Source organism: Microbacterium oryzae (assembly GCF_009735645.1).
Classification (GTDB): Bacteria; Actinomycetota; Actinomycetes; order Actinomycetales; family Microbacteriaceae; genus Microbacterium; species Microbacterium oryzae.
In genome coordinates this window covers 1763248-1779015 of the sequence record NZ_CP032550.1, presented here as the reverse complement: position 1 = coordinate 1779015, position 15768 = coordinate 1763248, and the positions used below count along the sequence as shown (strand labels likewise).

General features: G+C 70.4%; 14 protein-coding genes. 8 read left to right on the top strand and 6 right to left on the bottom strand.

All coding sequences use genetic code 11. The features are described from left to right. Positions 1 to 5: 5 nt before the first annotated feature. From D7D94_RS08290 to D7D94_RS08275, 4 genes are all read right to left on the bottom strand, one after another. Positions 6 to 1004, bottom strand: a complete 999-nt coding sequence (locus D7D94_RS08290; protein ID WP_156242167.1) for a cation diffusion facilitator family transporter — start codon at positions 1002 to 1004, stop codon at positions 6 to 8. Beyond that, the gene (locus tag D7D94_RS08285; protein ID WP_173024260.1) at positions 1001 to 1462 is read right to left on the bottom strand and encodes a transporter substrate-binding domain-containing protein; all 462 of its coding nucleotides are present in this window, start codon (positions 1460 to 1462) and stop codon (positions 1001 to 1003) included. The genes D7D94_RS08290 and D7D94_RS08285 overlap by 4 nt, the downstream gene beginning before the upstream one ends. 160 nt (positions 1463 to 1622) lie before the next feature. Beyond that, positions 1623 to 2624, bottom strand: coding sequence for an SDR family NAD(P)-dependent oxidoreductase (locus D7D94_RS08280; protein WP_156242166.1), 1002 nt, complete (start codon positions 2622 to 2624; stop codon positions 1623 to 1625). 65 nt (positions 2625 to 2689) lie between these two features. Further along, positions 2690 to 4519, bottom strand: a complete 1830-nt coding sequence (locus D7D94_RS08275; RefSeq protein ID WP_246171734.1) for a flavin-containing monooxygenase — start codon at positions 4517 to 4519, stop codon at positions 2690 to 2692. A gap of 94 nt (positions 4520 to 4613) precedes the next feature. On the opposite strand from D7D94_RS08275, the gene D7D94_RS08270 reads away from it, so the two are divergent. The 4 genes from D7D94_RS08270 (at position 4614) to D7D94_RS08255 (ending at position 8212) form a co-directional block, all read left to right on the top strand. Continuing rightward, complete coding sequence (locus D7D94_RS08270; protein ID WP_173024259.1) at positions 4614 to 5057, top strand: MarR family winged helix-turn-helix transcriptional regulator; 444 nt, start codon at positions 4614 to 4616, stop codon at positions 5055 to 5057. A gap of 109 nt (positions 5058 to 5166) precedes the next feature. Continuing rightward, positions 5167 to 6474 (top strand): APC family permease, encoded by a 1308-nt coding sequence (locus tag D7D94_RS08265; protein WP_156242163.1) that lies wholly within the window; start codon positions 5167 to 5169, stop codon positions 6472 to 6474. Between the two features lie 49 nt (positions 6475 to 6523). Next, positions 6524 to 7072, top strand: coding sequence for a YaeQ family protein (locus tag D7D94_RS08260; RefSeq protein WP_156242162.1), 549 nt, complete (start codon positions 6524 to 6526; stop codon positions 7070 to 7072). An 87-nt stretch (positions 7073 to 7159) separates the two neighbouring features. Further along, on the top strand, positions 7160 to 8212 hold the full coding sequence (locus tag D7D94_RS08255; protein ID WP_156242161.1) for a Gfo/Idh/MocA family protein: 1053 nt from the start codon (positions 7160 to 7162) through the stop codon (positions 8210 to 8212). A 9-nt stretch (positions 8213 to 8221) separates the two neighbouring features. On the opposite strand, the gene D7D94_RS08250 is transcribed toward D7D94_RS08255, so the two are convergent. Further along, a complete protein-coding gene (locus D7D94_RS08250) occupies positions 8222 to 9391 on the bottom strand; it encodes an RtcB family protein (RefSeq protein WP_156242160.1) in 1170 nt (389 codons plus the stop codon). A gap of 15 nt (positions 9392 to 9406) precedes the next feature. Next, complete coding sequence (locus D7D94_RS08245) at positions 9407 to 10912, bottom strand: sugar ABC transporter ATP-binding protein (protein WP_156242159.1); 1506 nt, start codon at positions 10910 to 10912, stop codon at positions 9407 to 9409. 124 nt (positions 10913 to 11036) lie between these two features. On the opposite strand from D7D94_RS08245, the gene D7D94_RS08240 reads away from it, so the two are divergent. The 4 genes from D7D94_RS08240 (at position 11037) to D7D94_RS08225 (ending at position 15758) form a co-directional block, all read left to right on the top strand. Continuing rightward, positions 11037 to 12038: a LacI family DNA-binding transcriptional regulator gene (locus D7D94_RS08240; protein WP_156242158.1), complete on the top strand. Its 1002-nt coding sequence runs from the start codon at positions 11037 to 11039 to the stop codon at positions 12036 to 12038. 137 nt (positions 12039 to 12175) lie between these two features. Further along, the gene (locus D7D94_RS08235; protein WP_156242157.1) at positions 12176 to 13681 is read left to right on the top strand and encodes a sugar ABC transporter ATP-binding protein; all 1506 of its coding nucleotides are present in this window, start codon (positions 12176 to 12178) and stop codon (positions 13679 to 13681) included. Continuing rightward, positions 13678 to 14712: an ABC transporter permease gene (locus D7D94_RS08230; protein ID WP_156242156.1), complete on the top strand. Its 1035-nt coding sequence runs from the start codon at positions 13678 to 13680 to the stop codon at positions 14710 to 14712. Before D7D94_RS08235 ends, D7D94_RS08230 begins: the two co-directional genes overlap by 4 nt. After that, a complete protein-coding gene (locus D7D94_RS08225) occupies positions 14709 to 15758 on the top strand; it encodes an ABC transporter permease (RefSeq protein WP_156242155.1) in 1050 nt (349 codons plus the stop codon). Before D7D94_RS08230 ends, D7D94_RS08225 begins: the two co-directional genes overlap by 4 nt. Positions 15759 to 15768 lie beyond the last annotated feature (10 nt).

The following is a 15768-nucleotide window of genomic DNA, read 5'->3' as shown; positions in this document are numbered from 1 at the left end:
GATCCTCAGCGACTGCGCTCGGACTGGCGGGAGTCGTCGGAGCCGCCGACCTCCTCCGGCAGCTCGTCGATGGGGACGATCACGATGTCCTGCACGCGCCAGTCCAGATCAACGCAGGCGTTCCGCGCCTCCATGAGCTGAGTGAGGCTCGGCGTCTTGCCCTTCCGCGGCACGACGAACGATTCGACGTGGAAGACGTGGCCCTGGTCCCGCATGCGGCTGCCGGCCTTCTCCACCCAGGACAGATCGCGCAGGTAGGTGTCCACCTGGCCGGCGACGGGATGGGGCCTCCCGTCGTCGAAGGTCGTGGCCCGCGTGTCGATGAGGTCGGTGATGGCCGCCCGCATGTTCTTGACGCCGTCGGACACGATGCTCGCGGCGATGAAGAGCGCGGCGGCGGAGTCCGCCCACCAGAACCCCAGCCCGATCCCCGCGACGCCGACGATCGACCCGGCCGCGGTCATCCAGTCGGCCTTGTTCATGTCGGCGTCGGCATACAGCACCTTGTCGTGCAGGTCGCGAGCGAGCCGCATCTTCACCTTGCCGAAGTAGATCGGCAGCGGGATGGTCAGCGCCATCGCGATCATCATCAGCCACCCCAGCCAGATCGGCTGACCGAAGAGCACGATGGAGCCGATCGGCGGATGCTCCGCGCTGATGAGCCCGGAGGCCGAGTCGATGATGAGGAAGACGCCCATCGCGAAGAGCGCGACGCCGGCGACGAGGTGCGCGACGCCGACGGCCCGGTGGTAGCCGTAGGGGTACTTCTCGGTGGGTCGCCGGTTGACGATGCGCACCGCGATCAGGAACGCGATCGGCGGTGTGAGCGAGAGCAGGTCCTCGATCCACGCGGCCTTCATCGCCTGCGAGCTGCCCATCACGAGATAGACCATGGTGATGGTGATGGCGAGGAACACGAGCGTGTACCACTCGAAGCGGACGGCCTTCCGCAGGGCCTGCTCCTGCCGTTCGGGCAGCTCGGTGCGTCCGAAGCGCGCGGTCATGACGCCTCCTCGTACAGGAACTCCTCGAGGGTGACGAGGAGCCGGTTCTCGCCCATCCGAACGATCATCACGTGCTTGTCGGGCCCGTCCGCGGTGTAGGGGAAGGTGACGGCGCCCTTCTCCGCCCACGGGGTGTCGTCGAGGAAGCCGCCGACGACCATGTCGAGCTCGCCGCGGTCGAGGGCGTCCATCAGCACCGCCTCGCTGCCGGTGGTCCATTCGACATCGGCCCCCTGGCCATCCGCGAATTCGTCGACGAGGTCGACCTCGGAGCCGGTCGGCTCCGTGCCCTCATCCACCTCGACCCAGGGCGGATTCTCGGTCGCGCCGACGCGGAGGACGCCGCCCTGCGCACGGTCGAGCGTGCCGTGAGGATCGGCGGGGATGTGGATCGAGCAGCCGGTCAGCAGCACGGCGAGCGCCGCGACGGCTGCGAGCGTGATGTGACCTCTCACCATGAGAACGACCCTAACGACGACCCTCGCGCGACGCGGCAGATCGGCCGCGGCTTGATTCCCGCGCGGGGGAGGGCTACGCGACCGAACGCGCACGCGAGCCGCGACGTGAGAGGCGGGGCGGGTGCGTATCGCACCCGCCCCGCCTTCGGTCATCCGAGACCTACTGCACCGACCATCCGCCATCGGAGGCGAGGATGGCGCCGTTGATGTTCACGGCGTCGTCGGAGAGCAGGAAGGTGATCGACGCGGCGAGCTCCTCGGCCGTCGCGACCGTGGGGATCTGGCTCTGGAACGGGTGCAGCCGCGCGGAGCCCGCCTGCGACACGTTCGGGGGGAAGGGGATGCCCGTGGCGACGCCGCCCGGAGCCACCGCGTTGACGCGGATGCCCCTCGGGCCGTACATGAACGCGGCCGACTTCGTCATGCCGACCACGGCGTGCTTCGAGGTCGTGTAGGCGTTGCCCGATGCGTTGCCGCGGAGGCCGGCCTCGCTGGCGACGTTGAGGACGGCGCCGCGGCCGGCATCGATCATCGCCGGGAGCACGGCGCGGGTGAGCTTGAAGGCGCCCGTCACGTTCACGCCCATCACGCGCTCCCACGTCGCGTCGCTCGTCTCGTGCAACGGCGAGAAGTCGTCGTTGATGCCGGCGACGTTCGCGAGTCCGTCGATGCGCTGGCCGGCGGCCGCGACGATCTCGTCGACCGACTCCTGCTTCGTGATGTCGCCGGACACGACCGTGACGTCGGCCTCGGGGAGCGACGCCTGGAACTCGGCGAGGCGGTCGGCGGAGATGTCCACCGCGATGACCCGGCCGCCCTCGCGGGCGATGCGCGAGGCGGTGGCGCGGCCGATGCCGGATGCGGCGCCGGTGACGACGATCGTCTTACCCGCGAAGCGCTCGGGCGTGATGCGCTCCTGCCAGCCCGCGCTCGCCTCCTCCTCGGGAGCGATGCCGTCGTTGGCCTCGAGGACGAGTCCATCGATCACGCTCTGGGGCATCTGCCCCTGGCTGAGCGAGACGAGCTGCTGCAGCGGCAGGCCCCGGACGGGCGCGAGCGCCTCCGCCGAGCCGCCGGTCTGCGCGAGGAGCCCCTCGACGAGGGGGCCGCCGACGGGGCTGTCGAGCCACTCGCCGATGGTCGAGTTCGCAGTGAGTGCCATGCGTGTTCCTTTCGGGTGGGTTCAGCCGCAGGTGCGGCGGAAGAGCGGGGATGGCGCGGGTCGCGTCACGAGGCCACCCCGGCGAGATCGCGCTGGCGGAGGCGGGCGTCGTCGTCATCTCGCACGAGGACGTCGCTCATGTCTCCGGCTCGCCATTCTCGGAGAAGGCGATGAAAGTCGACGGGACCGGGGGAGTAGGTCAATCCCGTGATCGCCTGCGTGCCCTCGCCGTTGTAGTAGCCCGGTGTGCACTCCGCCTGGAACGCGGAAACGTCGCGGGCGGTCGCGAAAACCGTCTGCACCCATCCGGCCTCCGCCTCCGCTGTCGGCTCCACCCAGCGGGCGTCGTCGGCGTCGGCGCGCGCGATGATCGCGGCGATGTGCTCGGCCTGCTCCTGCAGGATGTGCACGAAGTTGACGGAGTTCGCGTTCTGCATCGGCCCGAGCTGGAAGAGGTTCGGGAAGCCGTGCGTGAAGAACCCGTGGAGGGTGCGCGGTCCGCGGCCCCACGCCTGCAGCAGCTGCACGCCATCGCGACCCGCGACGGGAAGCGTGCCGGAGACGACGCCCGAGACGCCGGTCTCGAATCCGGTGGCGAAGACGACGCAGTCGACCTCGTACGCGTCGTCTCCGACGAGCACCGCGTTCTCGGTCATGCCCGTGACGCCGTGGAAGTCGGCGGTGTCGACGAGCGTGACGTTCGGGCGGTTGAAGGCCTGCAGGTAGAGGTCGCTGAAGCCGGGCCGCTTGCACATGTAGCGGTACCAGGGCTTGAGAGCCTCGGCCGTGGCCGGATCCGTCACGATCTCATCCACGCGCGCGCGGATGCGCTCCATCGTCAGGGCGTCGTCGATCTCGTCCTGGCGCTCGCGCTCCTCGTCCGACACCCCCTGGTCGACCGAGCCGGAGAGGATGTGCCGCTGCAGGCTCGTCGTCTTCGTCCAGCCGTCAGTCACGAGCGACTCGTCGACGGGTTCGCCCGCCAGCACCTGGAGGAAGTTCTCCATCCGCTCGCGCTGCCATCCGGGCTGCAGGCTCGTCGCCCACTCCCAGTCGGTCGGACGGTTGTCGCGCACGTCGACGGTCGACGGTGTGCGCTGCAGGACGTACAGCTCCTTCGCGTGCTCGGCGAGGTGCGGGATGACCTGCAGCCCGGTCGCACCCGTCCCGATGACGGCGACGCGCTTGTCGTGCAGTCCGATCAGGTCTCCGTCCGCGCTGCCGCCCGTGTAGCCGTAGTCCCAGCGGCTCGTGTGGAAGGTGTGGCCGCGGAACGTCTCGATGCCCGGGATGCCCGGCAGCTTCGGCTGCGTGAGCGTTCCCGAGGAGGTGATGACGTAGCGGGCCCGGAAGCGATCGCCGCGGTCGGTCTCGACCTCCCACTCGGTCTCGTCCTCGTTCCAGACGAGGCTGGTGGCGCGAGTCTGGAAGAGCGTGTCGCGATAGAGGTCGTAATGGCGGGCGATGCGGATGGCGTGCTGTCGGATCTCCTCTCCCGTCGCGTAGCGCTCGGTGGGCATCGCGCCGGTCTCCTCGAGGAGCGGCATGTAGACGTAGGACTCGATGTCGCAGCGGACGCCCGGGTAGCGGTTCCAATACCAGGTGCCACCGACGTCGCCGGCCTCGTCCATCAGGCGGATCGACTCGACGCCCGCGTCGCGGAGGAACGCGCCGGTGAGCAGACCGCCGAAGCCGGCGCCGATCACGAGCGCCTCCACGCGGTCGGTCTTCGGCGCGCGCTCCTCCCGCTCCGTGTACGGATCGGTGGCGTAGTACCCGAACTCGCCGGCGGCACGGCGGTACTGGCCCGCACCATCCGGACGGATTCGGCGATCGCGCTCCTGCCGGTACTTCTCGCGGATCGCGTCGAGGTCGATCGAAGTGCTCTCGGTCATCGTGGTTCCTTCCCCCTCCATGAAGTTAGCCCAAAGCTAAGTTATTTCGGCTATGCCTTGGCTGGAAATCCGCCCCGGCGGTTACCGTGGGGAGATGGACGAGCGAGACGAGGTGCGGCGGAGCCTGGAGACGCTGACCGTCGCCCTCTCGGTCCGTTCCATTCCGCGGGTCGTGGGATCCCTGCATGAGACGACGCTCACCATCCAGCAGCTGAAGACGCTCGCCGCGGTGGTCGTGAACGAGAGCGCGACGGTCAGCGGGCTGAGCGACCTCTTCGGCGTCTCCCTCGCGACGATGTCGAAGCTGGTCGAGCGACTGGTCGAGCAGGGGCTGCTCGATCGGGTTCAGGATGGCGGTGATCAGCGGGTGCGTCGGCTCCGTCCCACGGATCGCGCACGGGCGGCGGTCCGGGAGATCCTGGGCGCACGTCCCGAGCTCGGGAAGGATGTGCTGGACGCGCTGTCGCTCGAGGAGCTGCGCGCGCTCGAGACCGGGATGCGCGCGATCAATCGCGAGCTGCAGAAGCGCGGCAGCTGACCCCTACCCACAACCCGCACGCAGGGTCAAGGGCGCGACAGCGGCCACGGCCATCCGACAGCATCTTCGGTGGACGCCTCTGACGGAGGCGCGAGCACGAGGAGACAGCATGACGCAGGACACCGCCCCCGACACCAAGCTGCGAAGGGGCATCACCGGCCCGCTGCTGTTCGCGTTCATCCTCGGCGACGTGCTCGGCGCCGGCATCTACGCCCTCATGGGCGTGCTGGCCGGCGACGTGGGCGGGGCGCTCTGGGCGCCGCTGCTGGTCGCCCTGCTGCTGGCCCTGCTCACCGCCGGGTCGTACGCGGAGCTCGTCACGAAGTACCCCAAGGCGGGCGGCGCGGCGGTGTTCGCCGAGCGCGCGTTCCGCAGCCCGATCGTGTCGTTCCTCGTCGGGTTCTCGATGCTCGCCGCGGGCGTCGTGAGTGCGGCCGGGCTCGCGCTCGCCTTCGCCGGCGACTACTTCAGCACCTTCATCGATCTGCCCGCACCGCTCGTGGCGGTCGTGTTCCTCGCGGTGGTCGCGGCTCTCAACGCCCGCGGCATCCGCGAGTCGATGGGCGCGAACCTCGTCATGACGATCATCGAGCTCAGCGGTCTCGTCATCGTCGTCGCGGCCGGCGCGCTGATCCTCGGCGGCGGCGCGGGCGACGTGTCGCGCGTGACGCAGCTGCCGGAGGGCACGTCGGCCGCGAGCGCGGTGCTCGCCGGCGCCATCGTGGCGTACTACTCGTTCGTCGGATTCGAGACGTCGGCCAACGTCATCGAGGAGGTCAAGAACCCCCGCCGCGACTACCCGCGCGCACTGTTCGGCTCGCTCCTCACCGCCGGCGTGGTCTACATCCTCGTCGGGCTCGCGAGCTCGATCGCCCTGCCCGCCGATGAGCTCACGAAGTCGAGCGGACCGCTCCTCGAGGTCGTCGAGGCGAGCGGCATGGCCATCCCGTCGTGGCTGTTCAGCCTCATCGCCCTCGTCGCCGTCGCGAACGGCGCGCTGCTCACGATGATCATGGCCAGCCGCCTCACCTACGGCATGGGCGAGCAGGGCCTCCTGCCGGCCGTGTTCGCGAAGGTGCTGCCCCAGCGCAAGACGCCGTGGGTGGCCATCCTCGTCACGACCCTCATCGCCATGCTGCTGACGCTGCTCGGTGACCTCGCGCTGCTGGCGGAGACCGTCGTGCTGCTGCTGCTGTTCGTCTTCCTGAGCGCCAACATCTCGGTGCTCGTGCTGCGCCGCGACAAGGTCGAGCACGAGCACTTCCGGGTCTGGACGTTCGTCCCCGTGCTGGGCATCGCGTCGTGCATCCTGCTCCTCACCCAGCAGGATGGCCGGGTCTGGCTGTTCGGCGCCATCGCGATCGCCGTCGGCGTGGTGCTGTTCTTCATCGCGCGCGCCACGAGCAAGCGCAGCTGAGGCTCGCCGGGCGCGGGCTTCGCACCCGCGCCCGGTAGGCTCGGTCGCTATGGCGATCGGCGCGATGATCCACACCTTCACGGTGCAGCTGGCCGACGTCGATCGCGGCGTCTACGACGAGCTGAACCTGCGCGTCGCGCGGCATCCGTCGGAGACCGACGCCTACATGCTGACCCGCGTGCTCGCGTACTGCCTCGAGTACGAGGAGGGGATCGCGTTCGGCGAGGGGATCTCGTCGACGGACGAGCCCGCCGTCATCGTCCGCGACCTCACCGGCGCGATCACCGCGTGGATCGAGGTCGGCGCTCCCGACGCCGAGCGCCTCCACTACGCGAGCAAGCTCGCTGAGCGCACCGCGGTCTACACACACCGCGACCCGGCGCGGCTGCTCGCCGCGTGGGCGGGAAAGACGATCCACCGCGCCGAGGACATCGTGCTGCGGAGCTTCGACCCCGGCTTCATCGACGACGCCACCGCGGCCATCGAGCGTCGCAATACGATGTCCGTCTCGGTGACCGAGGGCCATCTCTATCTCGAGCTGAACGGTGCGAACGTCAGCACGGCCATCCACGAGGTGCCGGCGCGCGCGAGCGACTGAGTCGAGGAGGTTTTGCCCGCGCCTCCCGTCGCCCCTAGGGTGGGCCCCATCGGCGGCGACCGCGCGGCTCCCCTCGAAAGGACGACGATGAGCTCTCCCGAGACGAACCCGGCTTCGAGCGCGACGACGGGCGGATGGGCCGTGCTCGGCCCGGGGCAGATCGCACGGCGGTTCCTGGCCGATCTCTCCTCGACCGGCGGCGGGATCGTCGCGGTCGGCAGCTCCGACCCGGGGCGGGCGCGCGTGTTCGCGGACGAGGCGGAGGCGAGCGGTGACGCCGACGTCTTCGCCGGCTCATACGAGGAGGCGCTCGCCGATCCGCGCGTGCGCGCGGTCTACGTCTCCGCCGTGCACACGGCCCATCCCGATCTCGTGAGCGCGGCCATCCGCGCCGGCAAGGCCGTGCTGTGCGAGAAGCCGCTGTCGGTGAACGAGGCCACCACCGCCGCCCTCGTCAGCGAGGCTCGCGGCGCGGCCGTGCCGCTCGTCGAGGCGTACATGTACCGGTTCCACCCGCAGACCCGCGCGGTGCTCGATCTCATCCGCGACGGCGCGATCGGGCGGGTGCTCCACATCGACGCGGCGTTCGCGTTCGCGATGCCCGAGCGCGAGGGGCGGCTGTTCGACCCCGCCGTGGCGGGCGGCGGCATTCTCGACGTCGGCGGCTACCCGGTGACGATGGCGGCGGCGATCGTCGACGCAGCGGAGGGCATGCATGCCGCGGAGCCGCTCGTCTTCTCGGCCGCCGGCGTCGTCGGCCCGACCGGGGTCGACGAATGGGCGGTCGCCCGCGCGACCTACCGCGGCGGCATCACCGCGACCCTCTCGACGGGCGTGCGCGTGAACGCGCCGAACGACGTGACGGTCCTCGGCGAGCAGGGGCGCATCCGCATCGCCGACCCGTGGACGCCGACGGGCGCGACGACCATCGAGGTCGCCACTGCGGATGACGGTGCCCAGGTCATCGAGATCGATCCGGCCCCCGCCTACGCCCTCGAGGCGCGCGCGGTGCTCGCCGCGCTGGCGGACGGCACCGGCGAGGCGGCCGAGATGACGCACGCGGAGACTCTCGCGACCGTGCGGACGCTCGACCGGTGGCGCTCGGCGCTCGGCGTGCGCTTCCCGTTCGAGACGGAGTAGGGCCGACCGTCAGTCGCCCTTCACGTTGACGAGCTGCCGCAGGGTGTGCCGCACGGTCACGAGGTCGGCCGCGTCGGCCATCACGCGGTCGATGGGCTTGTAGGCCTGCGGGATCTCGTCGAGGAACGCGTCGGTGTCGCGGTACTCGATGCCGGCCATCGCCTCGCGCAGCTGCTCGCGCGTGAAGGTGCGGCGGGCGGCGGATCGGGAGTACTCCCGTCCGGCGCCATGGGGCGAGGAGTTCAGCGACAGCGCGTTGCCCTTCCCCTCGACGATGTACGACGCCGTCCCCATCGAGCCGGGGATGAGCCCGGGGCGGCCCGCATCGGCGAGGATCGCGCCCTTCCGCGACACCCACACGCGCTCGCCGAAGTGCATCTCCGACTCCGTGAAGTTGTGGTGGCAGTTGATGCGCTCGAGCTCCTCGACCTCGGTGCCGAGGAAGCGCCCCAGCTGCTCGGCGACGCGGTCCATCATCTCCTCGCGGTTGAGCAGCGCGAAGCGCTGGGCCCACCGCAGCTCGCGGATGTACTGCGCGAACTCGTCGCTGCCCTCCTCGAGGTAGGCGAGGTCGCGGTTCGGCAGGTCGATCCGCGCGTCGCGGCACACGCGCTGCGCGATGGCGATGTGGTGCTGCGCGATGCGATTGCCCACGCCGCGCGAGCCGGAGTGCAGGAACATCCACACCGCGTCCGTCTCGTCGACGGACACCTCGATGAAGTGGTTGCCGCTGCCGAGGGAACCCAGCTGCAGGCGCCAGCCCTTCGCCCGTGCCGCGGGATCGAACCCCGCCTCGGCCGCCAGCCGCTCGAGCTCGGCGACGCGGGGCGCGGCGGTGGCGGTGACCTTGTGATTGGCGTGCCCGGCGGAGAGCGGAACCGCGCGCTCGATCCGTCGACGCAGGTCGCCGAGGTCGCGCCCGGTGAGATCGGCGCGCATGAACGGCGTGCGCACGGCGATCATGCCGCAGCCGATGTCGACGCCGACGGCGGCCGGCATGATGGCGCCGCGCGTGGGGATGACCGAGCCGACGGTCGCGCCGAGTCCGAGATGGGCGTCGGGCATGAGCGCCAGATGCGGGTGGATGAACGGCATCTGCGACGACGTGCGCGCCTGCGCGACGGTCTGCTCGTCGATCAGGCTCGCCCACGACAGCAGACGATCCGACAGCCTCTCCATGGTCTTCCCCTCTCCCTAGCCGCCGGTGGCCGCGCGGATCACGGCCTCGGGCGTGGCCGCCTGCCGCGGCAGCTCGGCGGTGATGCGCCCCTCGCGCATGACGAGCACGCGATCCGACATCCCGAGGATCTCCGGCAGCTCCGACGAGATCATGAGGATGGCCATCCCCTCGCCCGCGAGCCCGCCGAGGAGCCGGTGGATCTCGGCTTTCGAGGCCACGTCGATGCCGCGCGTGGGCTCGTCGACGATGAGCAGCCGCGGCCGGGTCGCAAGCGCGTTCGCCAGCACCACCCGCTGCTGGCCGCCGCCGCTGAGCGAGCCGGCGGGAGCGCTCAGCGAGGTGGCCTTGATGCGCAGGCGCTCGACCCACCCCCGCGCGGCCGCGCGCTCGGCCCTGCTGGAGAGCAGCCCGCGCCGCGCGAGCGACCGACGCGACGCCAGGGTCACGCTGCGGGAGATCGGCAGGCTCGGGATGAGCCCGTGCCGCAGGCGATCCGCGGGCACGAGGGCGATGCCGCATCGGATGGCCGCTGCCGGGCTCCCCGAGGGAACCCGCTCGCCGTCCACGAGCACGCGGCCCTCGTCGTACCGGTCGACGCCGAAGATGGCGCGCGCCAGGCCGCTGCGCCCCGAGCCGACGATGCCCGCGAGGCCGACGATCTCGCCCGCGCGCACCGTGAGCGACACGTCGTGGAACGCGCCGCGGCTCTCGAGCTCCATCACCTCGAGGACGGGCTCGCCGATCTCGACGTCCTGCTTGGGGAAGAGCTCGGTGACGTCGCGCCCGACCATCGCGGTCATGAGCTCGTCGACCGTGGTGTCGTCGATGTCCATGGTCTCGACGAAGGCGCCGTCGCGCAGCACGGTGATGGTGTCGCAGAGGTCGAAGACCTCGCGGAACCGGTGCGAGATGAACAGGATGGCCCTGCCCTCGTCGCGCAGGCTCCGCACGATCGCGAAGAGCCGCTCGATCTCGCGGACCGAGAGCGCGGAGGTCGGCTCGTCCATGATGAGGATGCGGGCGTCCTCGGTGAGCGCCTTCGCGATCTCGACGATCTGCCGATCGGCGATGGACAGCACGTCGGCGGGGAGATCGGGATCCATGTCGACGCCGAGGCGCCCGAGGATCCGCAGCAGCCGGTCCCGCATGCCGCGGCGGTCGATCGATCCGAGCGCCCCCCGCGGCTCGCGCCCGAGGTACACGTTCTCGATGACGGAGAGGTGCGGGAAGAGCGTCGGCTCCTGGTGGATGACGGCGATGCCCGCCTCCCGCGACTGCGCGGGGGAGGTGAAGTCGACGGCCTCACCGTCGATCTCGAAGCGCCCGGCGTCACGCCGGTAGACGCCGGCGATGATCTTCACGATCGTGGACTTGCCCGCGCCGTTCTCTCCGACGAGCGCGTGCACCGACCCGCTCTCCAGCCGCAGGCTCGCCGAGCGCAGCGCGAGCACGGCTCCGAAGGACTTCACCACGCGGCGCATCTCCAGGACGGGCAGCGCGTCGGGATCGCGCGCGGTCATGCTCGCCCTCCTCCACGCTGAGCCGGACTGAATCGATTCGATCGGTCGCGGGACTACTCTAGGCGTAGTCGCGAGCTGCCTGCATCGGTGCATCAGCCATCCTGCTCGCGCCCGAGGAGAGCCCGTGCCCGCCAGCATCCGCGACGTCGCGCAGCTCGCCGGGGTGTCCGTCGGGACGGTCTCCAACGTGCTGAACCGGCCCGACGAGGTCGCCGTCGACACGGTCGCGAAGGTGAACGCCGCCATCGAGCAGCTCGCCTACGTGCGCAACGACGCGGCCCGGCGCCTTCGCGCGGGCGTCAGCCACACGGTGGGCTTCGTCGTGCTCGACGGCCAGAACCCGTTCTTCAACGACGTCGTCCGCGGCGCCGAGGACGAGGCCTTCCGCAACGGCATCGCGCTGCTGCACGGCAACACCGATGAGGACATCTCGCGCGAGCGGATGTACCTCGAGCTCTTCGAGGAGCAGCAGGTGCGCGGCGTGCTCATCGCCCCGCACGGCGACGTGGCGTCGCAGCTGCAGCGGCTGCGCTCGCGCGGCATCCCCTCGGTGCTCATCGACCGCTTCAGCGGCGACGGGCGGTTCTCGTCGGTCTCCGTCGACTCCCTCGCCGGCGGGCGGATGGCCGCAGAGCACCTCATCGGCATCGGCCGGCGGCGGATCGCGGTGGTGGGCGGCCCGTTCGATCTGCGGCAGATGAACGACCGGCTCGCGGGCGCCCGGATCGCGGTCGACGAGGCCGACGAGGACGTCGAACTGGAGATCATCGCGACCGAGGCGATGACGGTCACCGAGGGCGCGAGGGCGGGGGAGCGGATCCTCGAGCGACCCCGACGCGATCGACCGGACGCCGTGTTCGCGGGCAACGACCTCCTCGCGCTCGGGCTCATGCAGTCGCTCGTCGTCTCCGGCCGCTCGCTCGTCCCCGAGCAGATCGCGCTCATCGGGTTCGACGACATCCCGTTCGCGGCCGCTGCGGCGGTGCCGCTGACCTCGCTGCGCCAGCCCAGCCGGATCATCGGCCGCACCGCGCTGCGGATCCTCCTGGAGGAGTCGAGCGACCCCGACGCCATCCCACGCCAGACGGTGTTCCAGCCGGAGCTCGTCGTCCGCGCCTCGGCGTGAGGTGAATCGGTTCAGGTCTCGGGATGGTCACGGCGGCTTCGTCGGCTTGACACGCGTTCCGCGGCGCTCCTACAGTGGCACGCATTGGGACTGAATCGATTCAGATTCGTCCTCGACGAAGAGGGCAGGAGCAGCCGATGGCGGAGTCGCCGGTGCTGGAGCTGCGTGACGTGGAGAAGGCCTTCGGCTCAGTGATCGCACTGCGCTCGGGCACCATCTCCGTGGACGCAGGCTCCATTCACGCGCTCGTGGGCGAGAACGGAGCGGGCAAGTCGACGCTCGTGAAGATCGTCGCGGGCCTGTATCAGCGGGATGGCGGCGTCTTCCGCCTCCGTGGCGAAGACGTGGACTTCACGTCCACCGCGCAGTCCAAGGCGGCCGGCGTGGCCGTCATCTACCAGGAGCCGACGCTCTTCCCCGACCTCTCGGTGACGGAGAACATCTTCATGGGCCGCCAGCCCACGACGCAGTTCGGCCGCATCGACCGCAAGGCGATGCGCCACGAGGTCGAGCGCCTCTTCACGCGCCTCGGCGTGACGATCGATCCCGACCGCCCCGCGGAGGGGCTGTCGATAGCCGATCAGCAGGTCATCGAGATCGCCAAGGCCGTCTCGCTCGACGCCTCGCTGCTGATCATGGACGAGCCGACCGCCGCCCTCTCCGGCGTCGAGGTCGAGCGCCTGTTCGCGATCGCGCGCAGTCTCCGCGACGAGGGACGCGGGCTGATCTTCATCTCGCACCGCTTCGACGAGGTGTTCTCGCTCTGCGACACCGTGACCGTCATGCGCGACGGCGCGTACATCGCCACCAGCAGCATCGCCGAGACCAGCGTCGACGAGATCGTCCACCAGATGGTCGGCCGCGAGGTCACCGAGCTCTTCCCGAAGCTCGAGGCCGAGAAGGGCGGGCCGCTGCTCGAGGTCGAGGGCCTCACCAGCCCCGGCGTCTTCTCCGACATCACCTTCACCGTGCACGCGGGCGAGATCGTGGGGCTCGCGGGCCTCGTGGGCGCCGGCCGCAGCGAGGTCGCTCGCGCCGTCTTCGGCGTCGACGACTACACCGCCGGCAGCGTGCGCATGGGCGGCTCGGTCGTCCCCAAGCGCAACCCCAACGCCGCCATGCGCGCGGGCCTCGCGCTCGTCCCCGAGGACCGGCGCAAGCAGGGGCTCGTCGTCGAGGCGGGCGTGGGCGAGAACATCACCCTGTCCATCCGCAACCGACTGGCCAAGCTCGGCCTCGTCACGACCGGCATCGAGAACCGCGCCGCCCGCGAGTGGGCGAGCCGGCTCGAGGTCAAGAGCAACGCCCTCGACACCGTCGCGGCCACGCTCTCCGGCGGCAACCAGCAGAAGGTCGTCCTGGCCAAGTGGCTCGCGACGAACCCGCGCGTGCTCCTCATCGACGAGCCGACCCGCGGCATCGACGTGGGCACCAAGTCCGAAGTGCACCGTCTCCTCTCGCAGCTCGCGCAGCAGGGGATGGGCATCCTCATGATCTCGTCGGAGCTCCCCGAGGTGCTCGGCATGGCCGACCGCGTGCTCGTCATGCGCGAAGGCCGGATCACCGCCGAGATCGACCGCGCGGTCGCCACGAGCGAGAACGTGATGCACGCCGCCACCCACTCCTCGGAGGCCGCAGCATGACCACTACCCAGGCGACCCGCGCCATCCCCGCCTCCGACGTCACGCGCCACATCGGCACGCTCGGCAAGGCGCGCGAGTTCGGCATCCTCCTCGCGCTCGTCATCGTCGTCGCCGCGGCGACGGTGAAGAACCCGACCTTCCTCTTCAGCCCCGACGGATGGCGCGACCTCCTCCTCACGCCGTCGATCCTCGTGCTCGTGGCCGTCGGCCAGGCGATCGTCCTCATCACGCGCAACGTCGACCTCTCCGTCGGATCCGTGATGGGCCTCTCCGCTTACCTGACCGGTCGGCTGTTCATCGACATCCCCGGCATCCCGATCGTCGTCGTGGTCGTCCTCGCCGTGCTGTTCGGCGCCGTCCTCGGCCTCATCAACGGCGCGCTCGTCGCGTTCGCGAAGGTGCCGGCGATGGTGATCACGCTGGGCACGCTGTACGCCTACCGCGGCATCAACGTGCTGTGGACCGGCAGCGACCGCGTCAACGCGTCGGACATGCCGAAGAGCTTCCTCGCGCTCGGCACCGGTCAGATTTTGACCATCCCGATCCTCACGATCGTCGCGGTCATCGTGCTCGCCATCGCCGCATGGTTCATGAAGAACACCCGCGGCGGCCGCGAGTACTACGCCATCGGGTCGGACCCGGCCGCGGCCGAGCTCTACGGTCTGCGCGTCACGCGCCGCGTGCTCACCGCGTTCGTCCTCTCCGGCGCGCTCGCCGGGCTCGGCGGCGTCTTCTACGCCGCTCGCTACGGCACCATCAACTCGCAGGCGGGCTCGGGCTGGGAGCTCGACGCCGTGGGCGCGGCCGTCATCGGCGGCGTCGCGATCGTCGGCGGCGTGGGCTCGGTGTGGGGTGCGGCGATCGGCGCGATGCTCCTCATGACCATCAACCGCGCCCTGCCGATCCTCGGCATCCCCGACTTCTGGCAGCGCGCGGTCGTCGGCCTGCTCATCATCAGCGCCATCGTGCTCGACCGCGTGCTCGCGGTGCGGCAGAAGCGTCGGCTCATCGAGGCGAGGGAACAGTCATGACCACAGCACCCGTCACGTCGTCGAATCGCGTCGCCCGCGACTTCGACCGCCCGCTCTGGAAGCGGCTCGTGCTGAGCCGCGAGACCGCGATCATCGCGCTGCTCGTCGTCGTCGCCCTCGTCGCGGCACTGACGGTGCGCGGCTTCGCGCAGCCGATCACGTTCACGTACCTCATCCTCGACGTCGCGCCGATCCTCCTCATCGCGCTGCCGATGACGCTCATCATGGTCACCGGCGAGATCGACCTGTCGGTCGGCAGCATGGTGGGGCTCTCCAGCGTGGTGACCGGCGTGCTCGTGCAGTCCGGCACCCCGTTCGAGCTGGCCGCGCTCGTCGCGCTCGTCGTCGGCGTGATCGGCGGCGCGTTCAACGGCTTCCTCGTGACCGTCGTCGGGCTCCCGTCGCTCGCCGTCACGATCGGCACGCTGGCGCTGTTCCGCGGCCTCGCGGTCGGCCTCCTCGGCACGACGGCCGTCACGAGCTTCCCGGAGACGTGGACCGATCTCGCGAAGGCCAAGTTCGCCGGCACCCCGATCCCAGCGATCATCGTGCCGTTCCTCGTCCTGCTGGTCGTGTTCGTCGTGCTGCTGCACTTCACCCCCTTCGGCCGGGGCATCTACGCCATCGGCCTGTCGAAGGAGGCCGCGCACTTCTCCGGCGTCCCCGTGGAGCGGACGAAGTTCGTGCTCTTCGTCCTCGCGGGCGTCGTCTCGGCCTTCGCCGGCATCTACTACACGCTCCGCTTCGGCAGCGCCCGCGGCGACAACGCCACCGGCCTCGAACTGCAGGTCATCGCGGCCGTCGTCCTGGGCGGCGTGTCCGTCTTCGGCGGCCGCGGCAAGATCCACGGCGTCATCGCCGCGGTCCTCCTCATCGGCATCCTCGCCAGCGCCCTGCGCCTGGCGAACGTGACGTCCGATGTCATCAACATCATCACGGGCGCCCTCCTGGTCGTCTCCGTGGTGGCCGCCAGCTTCCTGGCCTGGGTGCAGAAGGCACGCCGCAAGCCAGGAGGAAGGGTGCGGGCAGCGGCCTCCACAGCATGATGGGCTCGCT

Excerpts from the sequence above, each read along its gene's own strand:
- D7D94_RS08290 (WP_156242167.1), bottom strand. The coding sequence starts at position 1,004 with ATGACCGCGCGCTTCGGACGCACCGAGCTGCCCGAACGGCAGGAGCAG.
- D7D94_RS08285 (WP_173024260.1), bottom strand. The coding sequence starts at position 1,462 with ATGGTGAGAGGTCACATCACGCTCGCAGCCGTCGCGGCGCTCGCCGTG.
- D7D94_RS08280 (WP_156242166.1), bottom strand. The coding sequence starts at position 2,624 with ATGGCACTCACTGCGAACTCGACCATCGGCGAGTGGCTCGACAGCCCC.
- D7D94_RS08275 (WP_246171734.1), bottom strand. The coding sequence starts at position 4,519 with ATGACCGAGAGCACTTCGATCGACCTCGACGCGATCCGCGAGAAGTAC.
- D7D94_RS08270 (WP_173024259.1), top strand. The coding sequence starts at position 4,614 with ATGGACGAGCGAGACGAGGTGCGGCGGAGCCTGGAGACGCTGACCGTC.
- D7D94_RS08265 (WP_156242163.1), top strand. The coding sequence starts at position 5,167 with ATGACGCAGGACACCGCCCCCGACACCAAGCTGCGAAGGGGCATCACC.
- D7D94_RS08260 (WP_156242162.1), top strand. The coding sequence starts at position 6,524 with ATGGCGATCGGCGCGATGATCCACACCTTCACGGTGCAGCTGGCCGAC.
- D7D94_RS08255 (WP_156242161.1), top strand. The coding sequence starts at position 7,160 with ATGAGCTCTCCCGAGACGAACCCGGCTTCGAGCGCGACGACGGGCGGA.
- D7D94_RS08250 (WP_156242160.1), bottom strand. The coding sequence starts at position 9,391 with ATGGAGAGGCTGTCGGATCGTCTGCTGTCGTGGGCGAGCCTGATCGAC.
- D7D94_RS08245 (WP_156242159.1), bottom strand. The coding sequence starts at position 10,912 with ATGACCGCGCGCGATCCCGACGCGCTGCCCGTCCTGGAGATGCGCCGC.
- D7D94_RS08235 (WP_156242157.1), top strand. The coding sequence starts at position 12,176 with ATGGCGGAGTCGCCGGTGCTGGAGCTGCGTGACGTGGAGAAGGCCTTC.
- D7D94_RS08230 (WP_156242156.1), top strand. The coding sequence starts at position 13,678 with ATGACCACTACCCAGGCGACCCGCGCCATCCCCGCCTCCGACGTCACG.
- D7D94_RS08225 (WP_156242155.1), top strand. The coding sequence starts at position 14,709 with ATGACCACAGCACCCGTCACGTCGTCGAATCGCGTCGCCCGCGACTTC.